Origin of the sequence: Pseudomonas sp. PvP009 (assembly GCF_017832995.1) — a bacterium.
GTDB classification, from domain to species: Bacteria; Pseudomonadota; Gammaproteobacteria; order Pseudomonadales; family Pseudomonadaceae; genus Aquipseudomonas; species Aquipseudomonas syringae.
This window is the reverse complement of the sequence record NZ_JAFIBG010000001.1, coordinates 3,792,860-3,811,428: the sequence shown is the minus strand read 5'-3', so window position 1 is coordinate 3,811,428 and position 18,569 is coordinate 3,792,860. Positions and strand designations below refer to the sequence as shown.

Sequence of the window (18,569 nt, the reverse complement as noted above, 5' to 3'; positions counted from 1 at the left end):
TATGTCGCAGCCTCGTAAGCAGTGTGCGCTCAGCTCTCGTTAAGCTGCATGACGGACAAGTGGTGTACGGTGTCGGGTGCGCGTAGCGTTTTTTCACCGCGCTATACAAATGTGACTACCCTGACACAGCGCGCGTTACTACTTTAGCTTTACACTCGATCAGGTGATGCCCACGCGATTGACTGCAAGGGCACCCTGGTTTCAACACCTTCTTCAAGCCTCCCCAATAAAAGCCAAAGCGGAGTACCACAGATGGCGTTCTTCACCGCAGCCAGCAAGGCCGACTTCCAGCATCAACTGCAAGCGGCACTGGCTCAGCACATCAGCGAACAGGCACTGCCACAAGTGGCGCTGTTTGCCGAGCAATTCTTCGGCATCATTTCTCTCGACGAACTCACCCAGCGGCGGCTCTCCGACCTGGCAGGCTGCACCTTGTCCGCGTGGCGCCTGCTGGAGCGTTTCGAACATGCTCACCCGCAGGTCCGGGTCTACAACCCCGATTACGAGCGCCACGGCTGGCAATCGACTCATACCGCCGTTGAAGTGCTGCATCATGATCTTCCGTTTCTGGTCGACTCCGTACGTACCGAGCTGAACCGCCGCGGCTATAGCATCCACACCCTGCAGACCACCGTGCTAAGCGTGCGTCGCGGGGCTGCTGGCGAATTGCTTGAGCTGCTGCCCAAGGGCACCACTGGCGACGACGTGCTGCAGGAATCGCTGATGTACCTGGAGATCGACCGCTGCGCCAACGTCAGCGAGTTGAACGTGCTGGCGCGCGAGCTGGAGCAGGTACTTGGCGAAGTACGCGCGGTCGTCGAAGATTTCGGGCCGATGAAAGCGCGTCTGCATGAGTTGCTGGCCAGTATCGATGCCAACGAGTCCAACACCGATGTCGAGGAAAAGGCCGAGATCAAGGTCTTCCTGCAATGGCTGGTGGACAACCACTTCACCTTCCTCGGTTACGAAGAGTTCGAAGTGCGCAACGACGCCGAAGGCGGCCAGTTGGTGTACGACGAGTCGTCCTTCCTCGGGCTGACCCGCCTGCTGCGCCCCGGCCTGACCCGCGAAGAACTGCACATCGAAGATTACGCGGTGAAATACCTGCAGGAACCGGTGTTGCTGTCGTTTGCCAAGGCGGCGCATCCAAGCCGCGTGCACCGTCCGGCGTACCCGGATTACGTTTCGATCCGTCAGATCGACGCGTCGGGCAAGGTCATCAAGGAATGTCGTTTCATGGGCCTGTACACCTCGTCGGTGTATGGCGAGAGCGTGCGGCAGATTCCGTACATCCGTCGCAAGGTCGCCGAGGTCGAGCGTCGCTCCGGTTTCGACGCCAAGGCGCACCTGGGCAAGGAACTGGCGCAGGTGGTCGAAGTACTGCCGCGTGACGACCTTTTCCAGACGCCGGTGGACGAATTGTTCACCACGGTCATGTCCATCGTGCAGATTCAGGAGCGCAACAAGATTCGCGTGTTCCTGCGCAAGGACCCGTACGGCCGTTTCTGCTACTGCCTGGCTTATGTGCCGCGCGACGTGTATTCCACCGAAGTACGCCAGAAGATCCAGCAGGTCCTGATGGACCGCCTCAAGGCCAGCGATTGCGAGTTCTGGACGTTCTTCTCTGAATCGGTGCTGGCGCGTGTGCAGTTGATTCTGCGCGTAGACCCGAAGATCAACCTGGACATCGACGTCGCCCAACTGGAAAACGAAGTTATTCAGGCGTGCCGTTCGTGGAAGGACGACTACGCCAGTCTGGTGGTCGAAAGCTTCGGTGAAGCCCACGGCACCAACGTGCTGGCCGACTTCCCGAAAGGCTTCCCGGCGGGCTACCGCGAGCGCTTTGCGGCGCATTCGGCAGTCGTCGACATGCAGCACGTACTGAGCCTCAGCGAAGCCAATCCGCTGGTGATGAGCTTCTACCAGCCGCTGGCCGGTGGCCGCCAGCAATTGCATTGCAAGCTGTATCACGCCGACACACCGCTGGCGTTGTCCGACGTGTTGCCGATTCTGGAAAATCTTGGCCTGCGCGTGCTGGGCGAGTTCCCGTACCGCCTGCACCATGCCAACGGTCGCGAGTTCTGGATTCACGATTTCGCCTTCACCTACGGCGAAGGACTGAACCTCGATATCCAGCAGCTCAATGACACCCTTCAGGATGCGTTCGTGCACATCGTGCGCGGCGATGCCGAAAACGATGCGTTCAACCGTCTGGTGCTCACCGCCGGCCTGCCGTGGCGCGATGTGGCGCTGCTGCGTGCCTATGCGCGTTATCTGAAGCAGATTCGTCTGGGCTTTGACCTGGGTTACATCGCCACCACGCTGAACAACCACACCGACATCGCCCGCGAGCTGACGCGTCTGTTCAAGACCCGCTTCTATCTGGCGCGCAAGCTGGGTTCCGACGATCTCGACGACAAGCAGCTGCGTCTGGAACAGGCGATTCTGACTGCGCTGGACGACGTGCAGGTGCTCAACGAAGACCGCATCCTGCGTCGTTATCTGGACCTGATCAAAGCCACGCTGCGGACCAACTTCTATCAGGCCGATGCCAACGGGCAGAGCAAGAGCTATTTCAGCTTCAAGTTCAACCCGCGCCTGATTCCCGAACTGCCCAAGCCGGTGCCCAAGTTTGAAATCTTCGTTTATTCGCCGCGTGTCGAAGGCGTGCATCTGCGCTTCGGCAACGTGGCGCGTGGCGGCCTGCGCTGGTCGGACCGCGAGGAAGACTTCCGTACCGAAGTGCTGGGCCTGGTAAAAGCCCAGCAGGTTAAGAACTCGGTCATTGTGCCGGTAGGTGCCAAGGGCGGCTTCGTGCCGCGTCGCCTGCCGACCACCGGCAACCGCGACGAAGTGCAGGCCGAGGCAATCGCTTGCTACCGCATCTTCATCTCCGGGCTGCTGGACATCACCGACAACCTTAAGGAAGGCGCGCTGGTGCCGCCGGTCAACGTCGTGCGTCATGACGATGATGACCCTTATCTGGTGGTGGCCGCCGACAAGGGCACGGCAACGTTCTCCGACATCGCCAACGGCATTGCCATCGACTACGGCTTCTGGCTGGGCGACGCCTTCGCTTCCGGTGGTTCTGCCGGTTACGATCACAAGAAGATGGGCATCACCGCCAAGGGCGCATGGGTGGGCGTGCAGCGTCACTTCCGTGAACGCGACATCAATGTGCAGCAGGACAGCATCAGCGTGATCGGTATCGGCGACATGGCCGGTGACGTGTTCGGCAACGGCCTGCTGATGTCTGACAAGCTGCAACTGGTCGCAGCGTTCAATCACCTGCACATCTTCATCGATCCGAATCCGGACCCGGCCACCAGCTTTGCAGAGCGTCAGCGCCTGTTCAATCTGCCGCGCTCGTCCTGGACCGACTACGACACCAGCATCATGTCCGCTGGCGGCGGGATCTTCCCGCGCAGCCTGAAAAGTATCGCCATCACCGAACAGATGAAGGCGCGCTTCGACATCAAGGCTGACAAGCTTACCCCGACCGAATTGCTGAACGCTTTGCTCAAGGCACCGGTCGATCTGTTGTGGAACGGCGGTATCGGCACCTACGTGAAGTCCAGCGATGAGTCGCACGCTGATGTCGGCGACAAGGCCAACGATGCGCTGCGCGTCGACGGCAACGAGCTGCGTTGCAAGGTGGTGGGCGAGGGCGGCAACCTGGGCATGACCCAGCTGGGCCGTGTCGAGTTCGGCCTCAATGGCGGCGCGACCAACACCGACTTCATCGACAACGCGGGCGGTGTGGACTGCTCCGACCACGAAGTGAACATCAAGATCCTGCTCAACGAAGTGGTGCAGGCCGGTGACATGACCGAGAAGCAGCGCAATCAGCTGCTCGAAAGCATGACCGACGAAGTCGGTCACCTGGTGCTGGGCAACAACTACAAGCAGACCCAGGCGTTGTCGCTGGCAGCCCGTCGCGCCTACGAGCGGATTGCCGAATACAAGCGCCTGATGAGTGACCTGGAGGCACGTGGCAAGCTTGATCGCGCCATCGAGTTCCTGCCCGCTGAAGAGCAGATTGCCGAGCGGATTGCGGCCAAGCAGGGCTTGAGTCGTGCCGAGCTGTCGGTGTTGATCTCGTACAGCAAGATCGACCTCAAGGAAGCGTTGCTGGAATCCCGTGTGCCGGATGACGACTATCTGGCGCGTGATATGGAAACCGCGTTCCCGCCTTCGCTGGGCGCCAAGTTTTCCACGGCCATGCGCGGCCATCGCCTGAAGCGCGAGATCGTCAGCACGCAGATCGCCAACGATCTGGTCAACCACATGGGCATCACCTTCGTGCAGCGGCTCAAAGAGTCGACCGGCATGAGCGCTGCTGCGGTGGCCGGTGCCTACGTGATCGTGCGTGACATCTTCCACCTGCCGCACTGGTTCCGTCAGATCGAGGCACTGGACTACAAGGTTTCGGCCGAAGTCCAGCTGGCGCTGATGGACGAGTTGATGCGTCTGGGGCGTCGTGCAACGCGCTGGTTCCTGCGTAGCCGTCGCAATGAGCTGGACGCCGGTCGTGACGTAGCGCACTTCGGTCCGCACCTCGCTGCACTGGGCCTCAAGCTTGACGAGCTGCTGGAAGGTCCGACCCGCGAGATCTGGCAAACGCGTTATCAGGCGTATGTCGAAGCCGGTGTGCCGGAACTGCTGGCGCGCATGGTCGCCGGTACGACGCATCTGTACACACTGTTGCCAATCATCGAAGCCTCCGACGTGACCGGGCAGAATGCTGCCGACGTCGCCAAGGCATACTTCGCCGTCGGCAGTGCGCTGGACATTACCTGGTACCTGCAGCAGATCAGCAGTCTGCCGGTGGAAAACAACTGGCAGGCGCTGGCGCGTGAAGCGTTCCGGGACGATGTCGACTGGCAACAGCGGGCAATCACCGTGTCGGTTCTGCAGATGGCCGATGGTCCTTCGGAAATCGATGCGCGTCTGGCCCTGTGGCTGGAGCAGCACACGCTGATGGTCGAGCGCTGGCGTGCCATGCTGGTCGAGCTGCGTGCGGCAAGCGGCACGGATTACGCGATGTACGCCGTTGCCAACCGCGAACTGCTGGACCTGGCCATGAGCGGGCAGGGCATTACCGTGTAACCAGGCTGTAAAAGCTGTACCCATAAAAAACCCGCATCGAAAGATGCGGGTTTTTTTATGCCTGACTGATAGGTTCGATCAGCCGCTTACTGCGCCGCAGACAGGTGCTCGTAAAGAATCGTCGCCCCCACCACGATCAACACGATACCGCCAATGATTTCAGCGCGTTTGCCGACCATGGTGCCCAGCACCCGGCCCAGCATCACGCCGATGGTGACCATGACCGTGGTCGCCAGGCCGATGGCCAGGGCGGCAACCACGATATTGACGTCGACAAACGCCAGGCCTACGCCGACTGCCAGTGCATCGATACTGGTGGCGAATGCGGTAACGGCGAGAATCCAGAAAGAATGCTGCCCCGGCTTTTCCTGCTCTTCGTCATCGTCGTGCTTGATGCCGTTGTAGATCATGTGCAGGCCGAGCACCAGCAACAGGGTGAAGGCGATCCAGTGGTCCCAGCTCTCGGCGAAGCGCGCAGCCACCTGGCCAATGCCCCAGCCGATGACCGGCGTGATGGTTTCGATGGCGCCGAATATGAGGCCCGTGCGCAACGCTTCGAGAAAGCGCGGTTTATGCAGGCTTGCTCCTTTACCGAGGGCCGCAGCAAAGGCGTCCGTGGACATGGCAAGCGCGAGAAAGAGGAGGGAAATCGGGTTCACGGTTATATCCAGTCGGGCTATGAGTCAACGACGCAACCACACGCCCGACTTTAGGCATGGATGCATCGTTGGTCTCGCCAACCAGAAGGTGTTCGCACCACGGCATGCTGCCGAGAATGTTGATACGAACGCTCTGTGACCGGAGTCAAGAGCAGGCTACTCCCCAACAAGGGCCGCCACTATAGCCATGTGAATGTGAAAAATATATGTACGGGGCCGAGTGAGGGCAAAAAAAACCCCATCACGAGGATGGGGTTCTTCTGATGCCTGCTTTCGTGCTTACACTTGAACAGCCGGGATGTTGGCGTTCGCAGCGGCTTCACGGAACTCGGCGATCTGATCGAAGCTCAGGTAGCGGTACACGTCCGCTGCCATGGTGTCGATCTGGTTGGCGTAGCCCATGTACTCTTCGACCGTCGGCAGACGACCCAGAATCGAGGCAACGGACGCCAGCTCGGCCGAGGCCAGGTAGACGTTCGCGCCGTCACCCAGACGGTTCGGGAAGTTACGGGTCGACGTCGACACCACGGTCGCGTTCGGTTCCACGCGTGCCTGGTTACCCATGCACAGCGAGCAGCCCGGCATTTCCATGCGTGCGCCAGCCTTGCCGTAGATGCCGTAGTAGCCTTCCTCGGTCAACTGGTGAGCGTCCATCTTGGTCGGCGGCGACAGCCACAGACGCGTCGGCAGCTGGCCCTTGACCTGATCCAGCAGCTTGCCCGCAGCGCGGAAGTGGCCGATGTTGGTCATGCAGGAGCCGATGAACACTTCGTCGATCTTCTCGCCCTGTACCGAAGACAGCAGGCGTGCATCGTCCGGATCGTTCGGCGCGCAGAGCACAGGCTCCTTGACGTCGGCCAGATCGATTTCGATGATTTCGGCGTACTCGGCGTCCTTGTCGGCTTCCAGCAGCTCTGGATTGGCAACCCAGGCTTCCATCGCCTGAGCACGACGCTCCAGGGTGCGAGGATCACCGTAGCCCTGTTCGATCATCCAGCGCAGCAGGGTGATGTTCGAATTCAGGTATTCGATGATCGGCTCTTTGGCCAGCTTGATGGTGCAACCGGCAGCCGAACGTTCGGCAGAGGCGTCGGACAGCTCGAAAGCCTGTTCGATGCTCAGGTTGTCGAGGCCTTCGATCTCCAGGATACGACCGGAGAATGCGTTCTTCTTGCCTTTCTTCTCTACGGTCAGCAGGCCAGCCTGAATCGCGTAGTAAGGAATGGCGTGAACCAGGTCGCGCAGGGTGATGCCAGGTTGCATCTTGCCCTTGAAGCGAACCAGGATCGATTCAGGCATGTCCAGCGGCATGACGCCCGTTGCAGCAGCGAACGCCACCAGGCCGGAACCGGCCGGGAAGGAGATACCGATCGGGAAGCGGGTGTGCGAGTCGCCACCGGTACCGACGGTGTCGGGCAGCAGCATGCGGTTCAGCCAGCTGTGGATGATGCCGTCGCCCGGACGCAGGGAAACGCCGCCGCGGGTCATGATGAAGTCAGGCAGCGTGTGGTGCGTCTTGACGTCGATCGGCTTCGGATAGGCCGCGGTGTGACAGAACGACTGCATGACCAGATCGGTCGAGAAGCCCAGGCACGCCAGGTCTTTCAGTTCGTCGCGAGTCATCGGGCCAGTGGTGTCCTGGGAACCGACGGTGGTCATCTTCGGTTCGCAATAGGTACCCGGACGAACGCCCGCTACGCCGCATGCCTTGCCGACCATCTTCTGCGCTAGGGTGTAGCCCTTGGTGCTTTCGGCTGGCTGGTCAGGTGTCTTGAATAGGTCGAACTCCGGCAGGCCCAGTTCGGCGCGCGCCTTGCTGGTCAGGCCACGGCCGATGATCAGTGGAATACGGCCGCCAGCGCGGACTTCGTCGAGCAGCACCGGGGTCTTCATTTCGAAGGTGGTGATGACTTCGTCGCTGTCGTGCTTGCAGACCTTGCCAGCGTAGGGATAGACGTCGATCACGTCACCCATGTTGATGTTCGAGACATCGAATTCGATTGGCAGAGCGCCCGCATCTTCCATGGTGTTGTAGAAGATCGGAGCAATTTTGCTGCCGAAGCAGAAACCGCCGGCACGCTTGTTCGGGACGTAAGGGACGTCGTCGCCGAAGAACCAGAGTACCGAGTTGGTCGCCGATTTACGCGAGGAACCGGTACCGACCACGTCACCGACGTAGGCAATCGGGAAGCCCTGACCGCGCATTTCTTCGATCTGCTTCATCGGGCCGATGGCGCCCTGCACGTCAGGGACGATGCCTTCACGGGCCATTTTCAGCATTGCCAGCGCGTGCAGCGGGATGTCCGGGCGCGACCAGGCATCAGGGGCAGGGGACAGGTCGTCGGTGTTGGTTTCGCCGGTGACCTTGAAGACGCGCAGGCTGATCTTGTCGGCCAGCGTCGGGCGCTTCTTGAACCACTCGCCGTCAGCCCAGGACTGCAGAACAGCCTTGGCGTGCGCATTGCCGCTCTTGGCTTTTTCGGCCACATCGTGGAAGGCGTCGAACATCAGCAGGGTGTGCTTGAGTTGCTCGGCAGCGACCGGCGCTAGGGTGGCGTCGTCGAGCAGTTCAACCAGGGTGACGATGTTGTAGCCACCTTGCATGGTGCCGAGCAGTTCGGTGGCGCGTTTTCTGTCGATCAGGGGAGAAGTGGCTTCGCCCTTGGCCAGGGCAGACAGGAAACCGGCCTTGACGTAGGCAGCTTCGTCAACGCCTGGCGGAACGCGATTGGTGATCAGATCGACAAGGAAAGCTTCTTCGCCAGCCGGGGGATTCTTCAGCAGCTCGACCAGGCCTGCAGTTTGTTCGGCGTTAAGCGGCTGGGGCACGATGCCCTGGGCGGCACGCTCTTCGATATGTTTACGGTAGGCTTCAAGCACAGTATTAACCCTCATCAGTGGTCCCAAATGGGTGTCCGGGACGCTCATCCAGAAATCGCCCGTACCCACGCAAGGCTTATTGAGCCTTGTTGGCAGGGTGTCGGTGATTCCTAACAGAAGCTGTTTTCAAAGTTTTACGCCTGCAGGGCGGGGGGAGTGGCGGTCGACACGGCCATTCGTGATGAGGGAATGGCCTGTCGACGCCGCACTGCGGGATTAACTTGACTGTGCTCGTGACGCTTTGAAAACAGCTTCCAACGGACATTGGCGCCTTAAAAGGCTCGCTGATTCTACGCCAAAACTTTGCCAAAGGTAAGTTAGCCCCTACATCTTCGGGGGTGAACTTGCTTAGACAAAGGGCTAACATGAGCCCTTGTTTCGCCTTCCCCAGTCCTGCCTGACATGCCCGATTACATTATCAAAACCCCCTGCGTCGGCCTTTGCTCCACTGTTTACGGGGATCTGGTGTGCCGTGGCTGCAAGCGCTTCCACCACGAGGTCATCCACTGGAACGGCTACAACGAAGACGAAAAAAGAGCCGTCTGGCTGCGTCTGGAGCAACTGCTGGTCCAGGTGATGACTGCCAAGCTCGAAGTCTTCGATGCCGACAAGCTGCGTGCGCAGCTCACCCAGCGCAAGATCCGCTTTGTGCCGCACCAGTCCGAATATTGCTGGGCTTACCAGTTGATCGCCCGTGGCGCGCGGGTCATCAGCCAGGTCGAGGCCTACGGTTTCGTGCTGTTGCCGGAGTTTCGCGACTGGACGCTGCCGGAACTGCGCGATGCGATCGACCGCGAGTTTTTCCTGCTGTCCGAGGCGCACTATCAGCGCTATATCGCGCCAGGGTTTCTGCGCGACGCATTCGGCGCCTGACACACCCGGCATGCTTTTGTGTCGCGAGGCATCGTTACTGCTCGTATAATGCGCGGCCGTGCCTCTCCGTCATTCTGTGAGCCTATGTACCCGATCCCTGAAATCGAAGCCTTTCTGCTTTGCCGCACACCCGACAGCTGGGTCCAGGCCGCGCTGCGCAATCTGGACATCCTGCTGATCGACCATGCGAACAACGAGAAGAAGGCCGCCGGGGCTGCGTTCCAGTTCATGTTTCAGTACAACGACAAGTTCGACCTGTTGAGCAAGATGTCACGTCTGGCCCGGGAAGAGCTGCGCCATTTCGAGCAAGTCATCAGCATCATCAGAAAGCGCCAGATCCCCATGGCCAACATCAGCTCGGCCCGCTATGCCGGAGCTCTGCGCAAGCTGGTGCGCAATCACAACCCGTACCGGCTGACCGATGCGCTGATCGTCGGTGCCATCGTCGAAGCTCGTTCCTGTGAGCGCTTCGCCGCGCTGGTGCCGCATCTGGACGAAGAGCTGGCCAAATTCTATGGCGGTCTGCTCAAGTCCGAAGCGCGGCACTTTCAGGACTACCTCAAGCTGGCTTACAGCTACGGCGACAAGGCTGATGTCGATGCCAAGATCGAGGAGATCCGTCTGGCCGAGCGTGAGCTGATCGAAAGCCCTGACGAAGAGTTCCGTTTTCACAGTGGCGTACCTGTCGCCGCCTGATTCCTCTCGCGTTCCCTCCAAAAACGACCGTCTTGCCAGCGGTCGTTTTTTTATGGGCATTTAGTAAGCAAGCTAATAAATGCTTTGACAACGGCTGCCTAGGCAGTAATATTTTGCAATCACTGCTTAGGCAGCTATCTGGGTCAGTTCATGAAACATTTCAGCCCCGACAATTTTGAATCCAGCCTTATCGGGCTGCTGGTCGGTCGTACCAATGCGCTCAAAGACCGCATGCTCGACAAGTACCTGCTGCCCTATGACGTGACGTTCGCGCAGTTCAAGGTGCTGATCATCATTGCCCAGTTTTCTACCGATACCCCCGTGGAATTGTGTCGGCACCTGTCGCTGGACAGCGGTTCGATGACCCGCATGCTCGATCGCCTGGAACAGAAAGGGCTGGTGGTGCGCCAGCGCTCCGCGACGGATCGTCGTCAGGTGCGTCTGGCGCTGACCGAGCAGGGGCAGGCGCTCTGCGATCTGCTGCCGCAGATTGGCGCGGACGCGATGAACGACACGTTCGCGGCGCTCGACAGTGAAGAGGTCGAGAGCCTGAACAGAATTCTCACCAAGGTGCTGGTGGCGGCTGATGACCACATCACCCTGACTCGTTTGAGCTTCAACCCCAAAGCTAAACGCTGAGCGGCCGACGCATTGGCAGGCGTGAGCCTGATCGCCGTCGTTCCGTCGCTTCGCTGATTAAAGGTAACTGCCATGGCCACTGCTGCCGCTGAAAACACATCTGCCCCGGCTCCTGAACAGGAGCCGAAGTCCGGCAAGCGCAAGTTCATGCTGATCGGGCTTGCCATTGTCGTGGTGATCCTCGCACTGGGCATCTGGGCCTGGTACGAGATCTACGGCCAATGGAGCGAAGAGACCGACGACGCCTATGTCAATGGCAACGTGGTCGAAATCACCCCGCTGGTCACCGGAACCGTCATCAGTATTGGTGCGGACGATGGTGATCTGGTGCACGCAGGGCAGGTTCTGCTCAAGTTCGACCCGAGCGATGCCGAAGTCTCGCTGCAAAGCGCCGAGGCCAATCTGGGCAAGGTTGTGCGCCAGGTGCGCGGCCTCTACAGCAACGTCGATGGCATGAAAGCGCAGCTGGCCGCACAGCGTGCTGCGGTGCAGACCGCTCAGGACAACTACAACCGTCGTCGCAGCCTCGCAGCCGGCGGGGCGATTTCCCAGGAAGAGCTGTCGCACGCCAGAGACAGCCTGACCAGCGCGCAGAGCGCCCTGAACAACATTCAGCAGCAGTTGAGCACTAGCGTGGCACTGGTCGATGACACCGTGGTGTCCTCGCACCCGGACGTCAAGGCCGCCGCCGCGCAGTTGCGTCAGGCCTACCTGGCCAACGCGCGTTCGACGCTGGTGGCACCGGTCACCGGTTACGTCGCCAAGCGCACCGTGCAGTTGGGGCAGCGCATTCAACCGGGCACTGCAACCATGGCGGTCATTCCGCTGGACCAGTTGTGGATCGATGCCAACTTCAAGGAAACCCAACTGGGCAAGATGCGCATTGGTCAGCCGGTGGAGATCAGCTCCGACCTGTATGGCAGCGATGTGAAGTACAACGGCACCATCGACAGCCTGGGGGCCGGCACCGGCAGTGCCTTTGCATTGCTGCCTGCGCAGAACGCCACTGGCAACTGGATCAAGATTGTCCAGCGTGTGCCGGTGCGGGTGCACATCAATCCTGAAGAGCTGGCGAAGTACCCATTGCGCATCGGCCTGTCGACCACGGTTGAGGTCAACCTGCACGACCAGAGCGGTCCGGTCCTGGCGCAACAGCCGCGCAAGCAGGCCGCTTTCAGCACTCAGGTGTACACCGAGCAACTGGCTGACGCCGACGCGCTGATCGCCCGCCTGATTCACGAGAACAGTGCGCCCGGTGGCAAGACTGCCGTTCAGCGCTGAACCGCTAATCCGTGAGCCCCGGCCTGCCGGCCGGGGTGTCGCATTCGTCTTCAGGGATTCGCGATGAGCAACAACGCCCCCGCTTCTTTTACCCCGCCAAGCCTGCTGCTGTGCACCATCGGTCTGTCGCTGGCGACCTTTATGCAGGTGCTCGATACCACGATTGCCAACGTGGCGCTGCCGACCATCGCCGGCAACCTGGGGGTCAGTTCGGAGCAGAGTACCTGGGTGATCACCTCGTTTGCGGTCAGCAACGCGATTGCCTTGCCGCTGACCGGCTGGCTCAGTCGTCGCTTCGGTGAGGTCAAGCTGTTCCTGTGGGCCACCATTCTGTTCGTGATCGCTTCGTTTCTGTGCGGCATTTCCCAGTCCATGCCGGAACTGGTGGGCTTCCGGGCGCTGCAGGGGATGGTCGCCGGCCCGCTGTACCCGATGAGTCAGACTCTGCTGATTGCGGTGTACCCGCCCGCCAAAAGGGGCATGGCCCTGGCATTGCTGGCGATGGTGACGGTGGTGGCACCCATTGCCGGGCCGATCCTCGGTGGCTGGATCACCGACAGCTATAGCTGGCCGTGGATCTTCTTCATCAACATCCCCATCGGCCTGTTCGCTGTGTTGGTGGTACGTAGCCAGATGGCCAAAAGGCCGGTCAGCACAGCCCGTCAGCCGCTGGACTACATTGGCCTGCTGGCGTTGATTATCGGTGTGGGCGCGCTGCAGATAGTGCTCGACAAGGGTAATGATCTGGACTGGTTCGAGTCGAACTTCATCATCTTCGGCTCGCTGATTTCGCTGGTCGCGCTGACCTTCTTCGTCATCTGGGAAATGACCGACAAGCACCCGATCGTCAACCTGCGCCTGTTTGCCTACCGCAATTTCCGCATCGGCACACTGGTCATGATCGGCGGCTATTCCGGCTTCTTCGGCATCAACCTGATCTTGCCGCAGTGGTTGCAGACCCAGATGGGCTATACCGCGACCTGGGCGGGGCTGGCCGTCGCGCCGATTGGTATTCTGCCGGTGCTGATGTCGCCCTTTGTCGGCAAGTACGCGCACAAGTTCGACTTGCGTCTACTGGCCGGGCTGGCGTTCCTGGCGATGGGGCTGAGCTGCTTCATGCGTGCAGGCTTCAACACCGACGTGGATTTCGAACACGTGGCGATGGTGCAACTGTTCATGGGCATCGGCGTGGCGCTGTTCTTCATGCCCACTCTGAGTATTCTGCTGTCCGACCTGCCGCCCAATCAGATCGCCGATGGATCTGGACTGGCAACCTTCCTGCGCACCCTGGGCGGCAGCTTCGCAGCCTCGCTGACCACCTGGATCTGGATCCGCCGCGCCAACCAGCATCATGCCTACCTGAGCGAAAACATCAGCACCTTCGACCCCGCCACCCGCCACGCCCTCGACAGCCTGGGCGGCGCGAGCCCACAAGCCTACGCGCAACTGGAACGCACCCTCAACGCCCAGGCCTACATGATGTCCACCGTGGATTACTTCTACCTGCTGGGCTGGATATTCGCAGGACTGATCCTGCTCGTCTGGCTGGCCAAACCCCCATTCGCCGCCAAGGCCGGGCCTGCGGCAGGGGGCGGGCACTAGTTTCTTGTGCGCCTATCTGAACCGTGCCTTTGGCCAAACTGCTCTAAAGTGCTTTTTCAACCGCGATGGCACTGACGACGCAGAACCGCTATGTGACGCAGAGCGTCACGAACTGCATTCCCACGCGGAGCATGGGAACGATAGTCAACCGTCCAGCTTTTCGGGGTCAGTTCACGCGATCCCGCATCATCAATTCAACAGCGCAAGCGTCTCGGGCACAAAGTCGAACGAACTCAGATTGAAACCCTGCTCATCCACCTGCAACACCCAGCCCTGACGATCCCAGTCACCCAACACAATGCGTCTGGCCGCCTGATCGCCAATCTGCAACTTATGAATCGCCGGACGATGAGTGTGACCGTGGACCAACGTACGCACACCGAACTGCTGCATGATCCGCGGCACCTCGTCCGGCGTCACATCGACAATATCATTGGCTTTCATACGGGTTTGCGCACGGCTCTCACTACGCAACTTGCGCGCCAGCTTGTGCCGAGTGCCCAGCGGCAAATGGCGCAGAATGAACAGCGTCAGCGGATGGCGCAGATAGCGACGCATCCGGATATAGCCTTCATCGCGCGTGCACAGACTGTCGCCGTGCATCAGCAGCACCGGCTCACCGTTCAACTGCACGACGCTGGGGTCACTCAGCAGCGTGCAGCCCGCTGCTTTGCAGAAACCCTTGCCGAGCATGAAATCACGGTTGCCGTGCATCAGAAAAATTCGTGTGCCGCTGTCGCTCAATTCGCGCAGGGCCTTGCAGATCGAAAGCTGGAACGGCGACATCGCATCGTCACCGATCCAGACTTCAAAGAAATCCCCGAGGATGTACAGCGACTCGGCTTCGCGAGCGCGTCCTGCGAGCAGATCCAGAAACGCCCGGGTAATGTCCGGGCGCTCCTGTTCAAGGTGCAGATCGGAGATCAGCAGTATCACTCAACGATCTCGGCTTTCTCGATGATCACGTCTTCTACCGGGACGTCCTGATGGCCGGCCTTGCTGGAAGTCGCCACGCCTTTGATCTTGTCGACCACGTCAGTGCCTTCGATCACTTCACCGAATACAGCGTAACCCCAGCCCTGAACGGTCTTGGCGCTGTGGTTCAGGAAGGCGTTGTCAGCGACGTTGATGAAGAACTGCGCAGAGGCCGAATGCGGCTCCATGGTGCGGGCCATGGCGACGCTGTACTTCTTGTTCGGCAGACCGTTGTCGGCTTCGTTCTGAATGCTCGGGCGCTTGTCTTTCTTTTCTTTCATGCCAGGCTCGAAACCGCCGCCCTGAACCATGAAGTTGCCGATCACACGGTGGAAAACCGTGTTCTCGTAGTGGCCGGCTTTAACGTATTCGATGAAGTTGGCAACGGTCTGCGGCGCCTTTTCTTCGTTCAGTTGCAGCACGATGTCGCCGTGGTTGGTAGTCAGTTTTACATTAGGCATTTGGGAAGTCGCTCTCTAGTCATGCATGAATGGGCAGATTATGACCCTGACGCGCAGTTTACAGACGAGGTTACATTTTTCAGCGCTTTTGCAGCTTTTATGCCTTCAAATACGCAGTCTGTTGTCAGGGACTTGACAGCTTCGGCTATGATAAGCGCTTTGATTTAGTCGGCCTACCCTGGCCGCGCACGTATGTCCAAGGATCCTATGAGCAAGCCCACTCCAGAACCCGCTGCCCATTCAAAGGCAGGTCCAGCCGTACCGACCAATTTCCTGCGTCCTATCGTGCAGGCAGACCTGGACTCGGGCAAGCACAGCAAAATCGTGACCCGCTTTCCGCCGGAGCCCAATGGCTACCTGCACATCGGTCACGCCAAGTCGATCTGCGTGAACTTCGGTCTGGCCAAGGAGTTCGGTGGCGATACGCACCTGCGTTTCGATGACACCAACCCGGCCAAGGAAGACCAGGAATACATCGACGCCATCATGAGTGACGTCAAGTGGCTGGGCTTCGAGTGGGCGGGCGAAGTGCGCTACGCCTCGCAGTATTTCGACCAGTTGCACGACTGGGCGGTCGAGCTGATCAAGGCAGGCAAGGCCTATGTGGACGATCTGACCCCCGAGCAGGCGCGCGAATATCGCGGCACCCTGACCGAGCCGGGCAAGAACAGTCCGTTCCGCGAGCGTGGCGTCGAGGAAAACCTCGACCTGTTCGCGCGCATGAAAGCCGGCGAATTCGAGGATGGCGCGCGTGTATTGCGCGCCAAGATCGACATGGCCTCGCCGAACATGAACCTGCGTGATCCGATCATCTACCGCATTCGTCACGCGCATCACCATCAGACCGGCGACAAGTGGTGCATCTATCCGATCTATGACTTCACCCATGGTCAGTCGGATGCCCTCGAAGGCATCACCCACTCGATCTGCACCCTGGAGTTCGAGAGCCATCGTCCGCTGTACGACTGGTTCCTCGATAACCTGCCGGTGCCGTGCAAGCCTCGTCAGTATGAGTTCTCGCGCCTGAACCTGAACTACACCATCACCAGCAAGCGCAAGCTCAAGCAACTGGTCGACGAGAAGCACGTCAGTGGTTGGGATGACCCGCGCATGTCGACGCTGTCGGGCTTCCGTCGCCGTGGCTACACGCCAAAATCGATTCGCAATTTCTGCGAAATGATCGGCACCAACCGCTCCGACGGCGTGGTCGATTTCGGCATGCTCGAATTCAGCATCCGCGACGACCTGGACCACAGCGCGCCGCGCGCCATGTGTGTACTGCGCCCGCTGAAAGTCGTGATCACCAATTATCCGGAAGGCCAGGTCGAGAAGCTGGAGTTGCCGCGCCATCCGAAAGAAGACCTCGGTGTACGCGAGCTGCCGTTCTCGCGGGAGATCTACATCGACCGCGACGATTACATGGAAGAGCCGCCGAAAGGCTACAAGCGTCTGGAGCCGAACGGTGAAGTGCGTTTGCGTGGCAGCTATGTGATCCGCGCCGATGAAGCGATCAAGGATGCCGACGGCAACATCGTCGAGCTGCGTTGCTCCTACGACCCGGAAACGTTGGGCAAGAACCCAGAGGGCCGCAAGGTCAAGGGCGTCGTGCACTGGGTGCCGGCAGCCGAGAGCGTAGAGTGCGAAGTGCGTCTGTACGATCGCCTGTTCCGTTCGCCGAACCCGGAAAAAGCCGAAGAGGGCGCAAGCTTTCTGGACAACATCAACCCGGACTCCCTGCAAGTACTGACCGGTTGTCGCGCCGAGCCCTCGTTGGGCCAAGCGCAACCGGAAGACCGTTTCCAGTTCGAACGCGAAGGTTATTTCTGCGCGGACATCAAGGACTCCAAACCTGGTCGACCTGTCTTCAACCGCACCGTGACGTTGCGGGATTCCTGGACCTGATGCTGTACGTTTGAGGGGGAGCACGTGCTTTCTATCTACAACACGCTCACCAAGAGCAAAGAAGTTTTCAAGCCGCTGGATGGCAACAAGGTGCGCATGTATGTCTGCGGGATGACCGTGTACGACTACTGCCACCTGGGCCATGGCCGCAGCATGGTTGCGTTCGATCTGGTGACGCGCTGGCTGCGTTTCAGTGGTTATGAACTGACCTATGTGCGCAACATCACCGATATCGACGACAAGATCATCAACCGGGCGCGGGAAAACGGTGAGTCGTTCGACGCACTGACCGCGCGCATGATCGATGCCATGCACGAGGACGAGGCGCGCCTCAATATCCTAAAGCCGGACATGGAGCCGCGTGCCACCGATCATATCCCTGGCATGCACGCCATGATCCAGACCCTTATCGACAAGGGCTATGCCTACGCACCGGGTAATGGCGATGTGTATTATCGGGTCGGCAAGTTTCAGGGTTACGGCAAGCTGTCGCGCAAGAAGATCGAAGACCTGCGCATCGGTGCTCGCATTGAAGTGGACGAGTCCAAGGAAGATCCGCTGGACTTCGTGCTCTGGAAAGGCGTCAAGCCGGGCGAGCCGAGCTGGGAGTCGCCCTGGGGTGCAGGACGTCCAGGCTGGCATATCGAGTGCTCGGTGATGTCGACCTGCTGCCTGGGCGAGACCTTCGATATTCATGGCGGCGGCAGCGACCTCGAGTTTCCGCACCATGAAAACGAAATCGCCCAGAGCGAAGCGGCCACCGGCAAGACCTACGCCAATGCCTGGTTGCACTGCGGCATGATTCGCATCAATGGCGAGAAGATGTCCAAGTCCCTGAACAACTTCTTTACCATTCGCGACGTGCTGGAAAAATATCACCCGGAAGTGGTGCGTTACCTGCTGGTGTCGAGCCACTACCGCAGCGCGATCAACTATTCCGAAGACAGCCTGCGTGAGTCGAAAGCGGCACTGGAGCGGTTCTATCACGCGCTCAAGGGCCTGCCGGTCGCCGAACCTGCGGGTGGCGAGGCGTTCGTCGAGCGTTTCAGCACGGCGATGAACGATGACTTCGGTACGCCTGAAGCCTGTGCGGTGCTGTTCGAGATGGTTCGCGAGATCAATCGTCTGCGCGAATCCGATATCGCAGCAGCGGCGGGTCTGGCGGCGCGCTTGAAGCAACTGGCCAGCGTGCTGGGTGTCCTGCAACTCGAAGCCGACGACTTTTTGCGCGCTGGCGCGGAAGGGCGGGTCGATGCGGCTGAAGTGGAGGCGCTGATTCAGGCGCGTCTGGCTGCGCGTGCCGCGAAAGACTGGGCTGAGTCCGACCGTATCCGCGACCAGATCACCGCCATGGGCGTGCTGCTGGAAGACGGCAAGGGCGGCACCACCTGGCGTCTGGCGGACTGATCAAGGACTATCCCTGAAACACTATCGTGCCCACTCGCGTGGGCATGCTGTTCTGGACGCACCGCGTCCTGTCCTCGATGATGTG

12 protein-coding genes are annotated in these 18,569 nt (G+C 59.9%); 8 read left to right on the top strand and 4 right to left on the bottom strand.

Translation table 11 applies throughout. From position 1 onward, the window contains the following. Positions 1-252 precede the first annotated feature (252 nt). On the top strand, positions 253-5,109 hold the full coding sequence (locus JOE29_RS16080) for an NAD-glutamate dehydrogenase (protein WP_016567604.1): 4,857 nt from the start codon (positions 253-255) through the stop codon (positions 5,107-5,109). Positions 5,110-5,195: 86 nt separating this feature from the next. On the opposite strand, the gene mntP is transcribed toward JOE29_RS16080, so the two are convergent. Continuing rightward, positions 5,196-5,768, bottom strand: coding sequence for a manganese efflux pump MntP (gene mntP / locus JOE29_RS16075; protein ID WP_003318883.1), 573 nt, complete (start codon positions 5,766-5,768; stop codon positions 5,196-5,198). Between the two features lie 279 nt (positions 5,769-6,047). Then, positions 6,048-8,648: a bifunctional aconitate hydratase 2/2-methylisocitrate dehydratase gene (gene acnB / locus JOE29_RS16070; protein ID WP_074953024.1), complete on the bottom strand. Its 2,601-nt coding sequence runs from the start codon at positions 8,646-8,648 to the stop codon at positions 6,048-6,050. 402 nt (positions 8,649-9,050) lie between these two features. Between acnB and JOE29_RS16065 the strand changes: the two genes are divergently transcribed. The 5 genes from JOE29_RS16065 to JOE29_RS16045 all read left to right on the top strand — a co-directional run bounded on the left by JOE29_RS16065 (position 9,051) and on the right by JOE29_RS16045 (position 13,739). After that, positions 9,051-9,521 (top strand): DUF1289 domain-containing protein, encoded by a 471-nt coding sequence (locus tag JOE29_RS16065; RefSeq protein WP_002554470.1) that lies wholly within the window; start codon positions 9,051-9,053, stop codon positions 9,519-9,521. An 84-nt stretch (positions 9,522-9,605) separates the two neighbouring features. Beyond that, positions 9,606-10,217 carry a tRNA isopentenyl-2-thiomethyl-A-37 hydroxylase MiaE gene (gene miaE / locus JOE29_RS16060; RefSeq protein WP_003368536.1) on the top strand — a complete coding sequence of 204 codons (612 nt, stop codon included), beginning with the start codon at positions 9,606-9,608 and terminating at the stop codon, positions 10,215-10,217. Between the two features lie 150 nt (positions 10,218-10,367). Further along, positions 10,368-10,856, top strand: a complete 489-nt coding sequence (locus JOE29_RS16055; RefSeq protein WP_057406769.1) for a MarR family transcriptional regulator — start codon at positions 10,368-10,370, stop codon at positions 10,854-10,856. A 72-nt stretch (positions 10,857-10,928) separates the two neighbouring features. After that, positions 10,929-12,137, top strand: a complete 1,209-nt coding sequence (locus JOE29_RS16050) for an HlyD family efflux transporter periplasmic adaptor subunit (protein ID WP_003390683.1) — start codon at positions 10,929-10,931, stop codon at positions 12,135-12,137. A 42-nt stretch (positions 12,138-12,179) separates the two neighbouring features. After that, entirely contained in the window at positions 12,180-13,739 is a 1,560-nt protein-coding gene (locus JOE29_RS16045; protein ID WP_256216349.1) for a DHA2 family efflux MFS transporter permease subunit, read from the top strand. A gap of 189 nt (positions 13,740-13,928) precedes the next feature. Here the strand turns inward: JOE29_RS16045 and lpxH are convergent, their stop codons facing one another. Both lpxH and JOE29_RS16035 read right to left on the bottom strand, forming a co-directional pair. Beyond that, positions 13,929-14,675, bottom strand: coding sequence for a UDP-2,3-diacylglucosamine diphosphatase (lpxH, locus tag JOE29_RS16040; RefSeq protein ID WP_044311698.1), 747 nt, complete (start codon positions 14,673-14,675; stop codon positions 13,929-13,931). Then, positions 14,672-15,175 carry a peptidylprolyl isomerase gene (locus JOE29_RS16035; protein ID WP_003390678.1) on the bottom strand — a complete coding sequence of 168 codons (504 nt, stop codon included), beginning with the start codon at positions 15,173-15,175 and terminating at the stop codon, positions 14,672-14,674. The genes lpxH and JOE29_RS16035 overlap by 4 nt, the downstream gene beginning before the upstream one ends. 207 nt (positions 15,176-15,382) lie before the next feature. Between JOE29_RS16035 and JOE29_RS16030 the strand changes: the two genes are divergently transcribed. Beyond that, complete coding sequence (locus JOE29_RS16030; protein ID WP_004418525.1) at positions 15,383-17,077, top strand: glutamine--tRNA ligase/YqeY domain fusion protein; 1,695 nt, start codon at positions 15,383-15,385, stop codon at positions 17,075-17,077. Positions 17,078-17,101: 24 nt separating this feature from the next. Further along, positions 17,102-18,484: a cysteine--tRNA ligase gene (gene cysS / locus JOE29_RS16025; RefSeq protein WP_003315286.1), complete on the top strand. Its 1,383-nt coding sequence runs from the start codon at positions 17,102-17,104 to the stop codon at positions 18,482-18,484. Positions 18,485-18,569 lie beyond the last annotated feature (85 nt).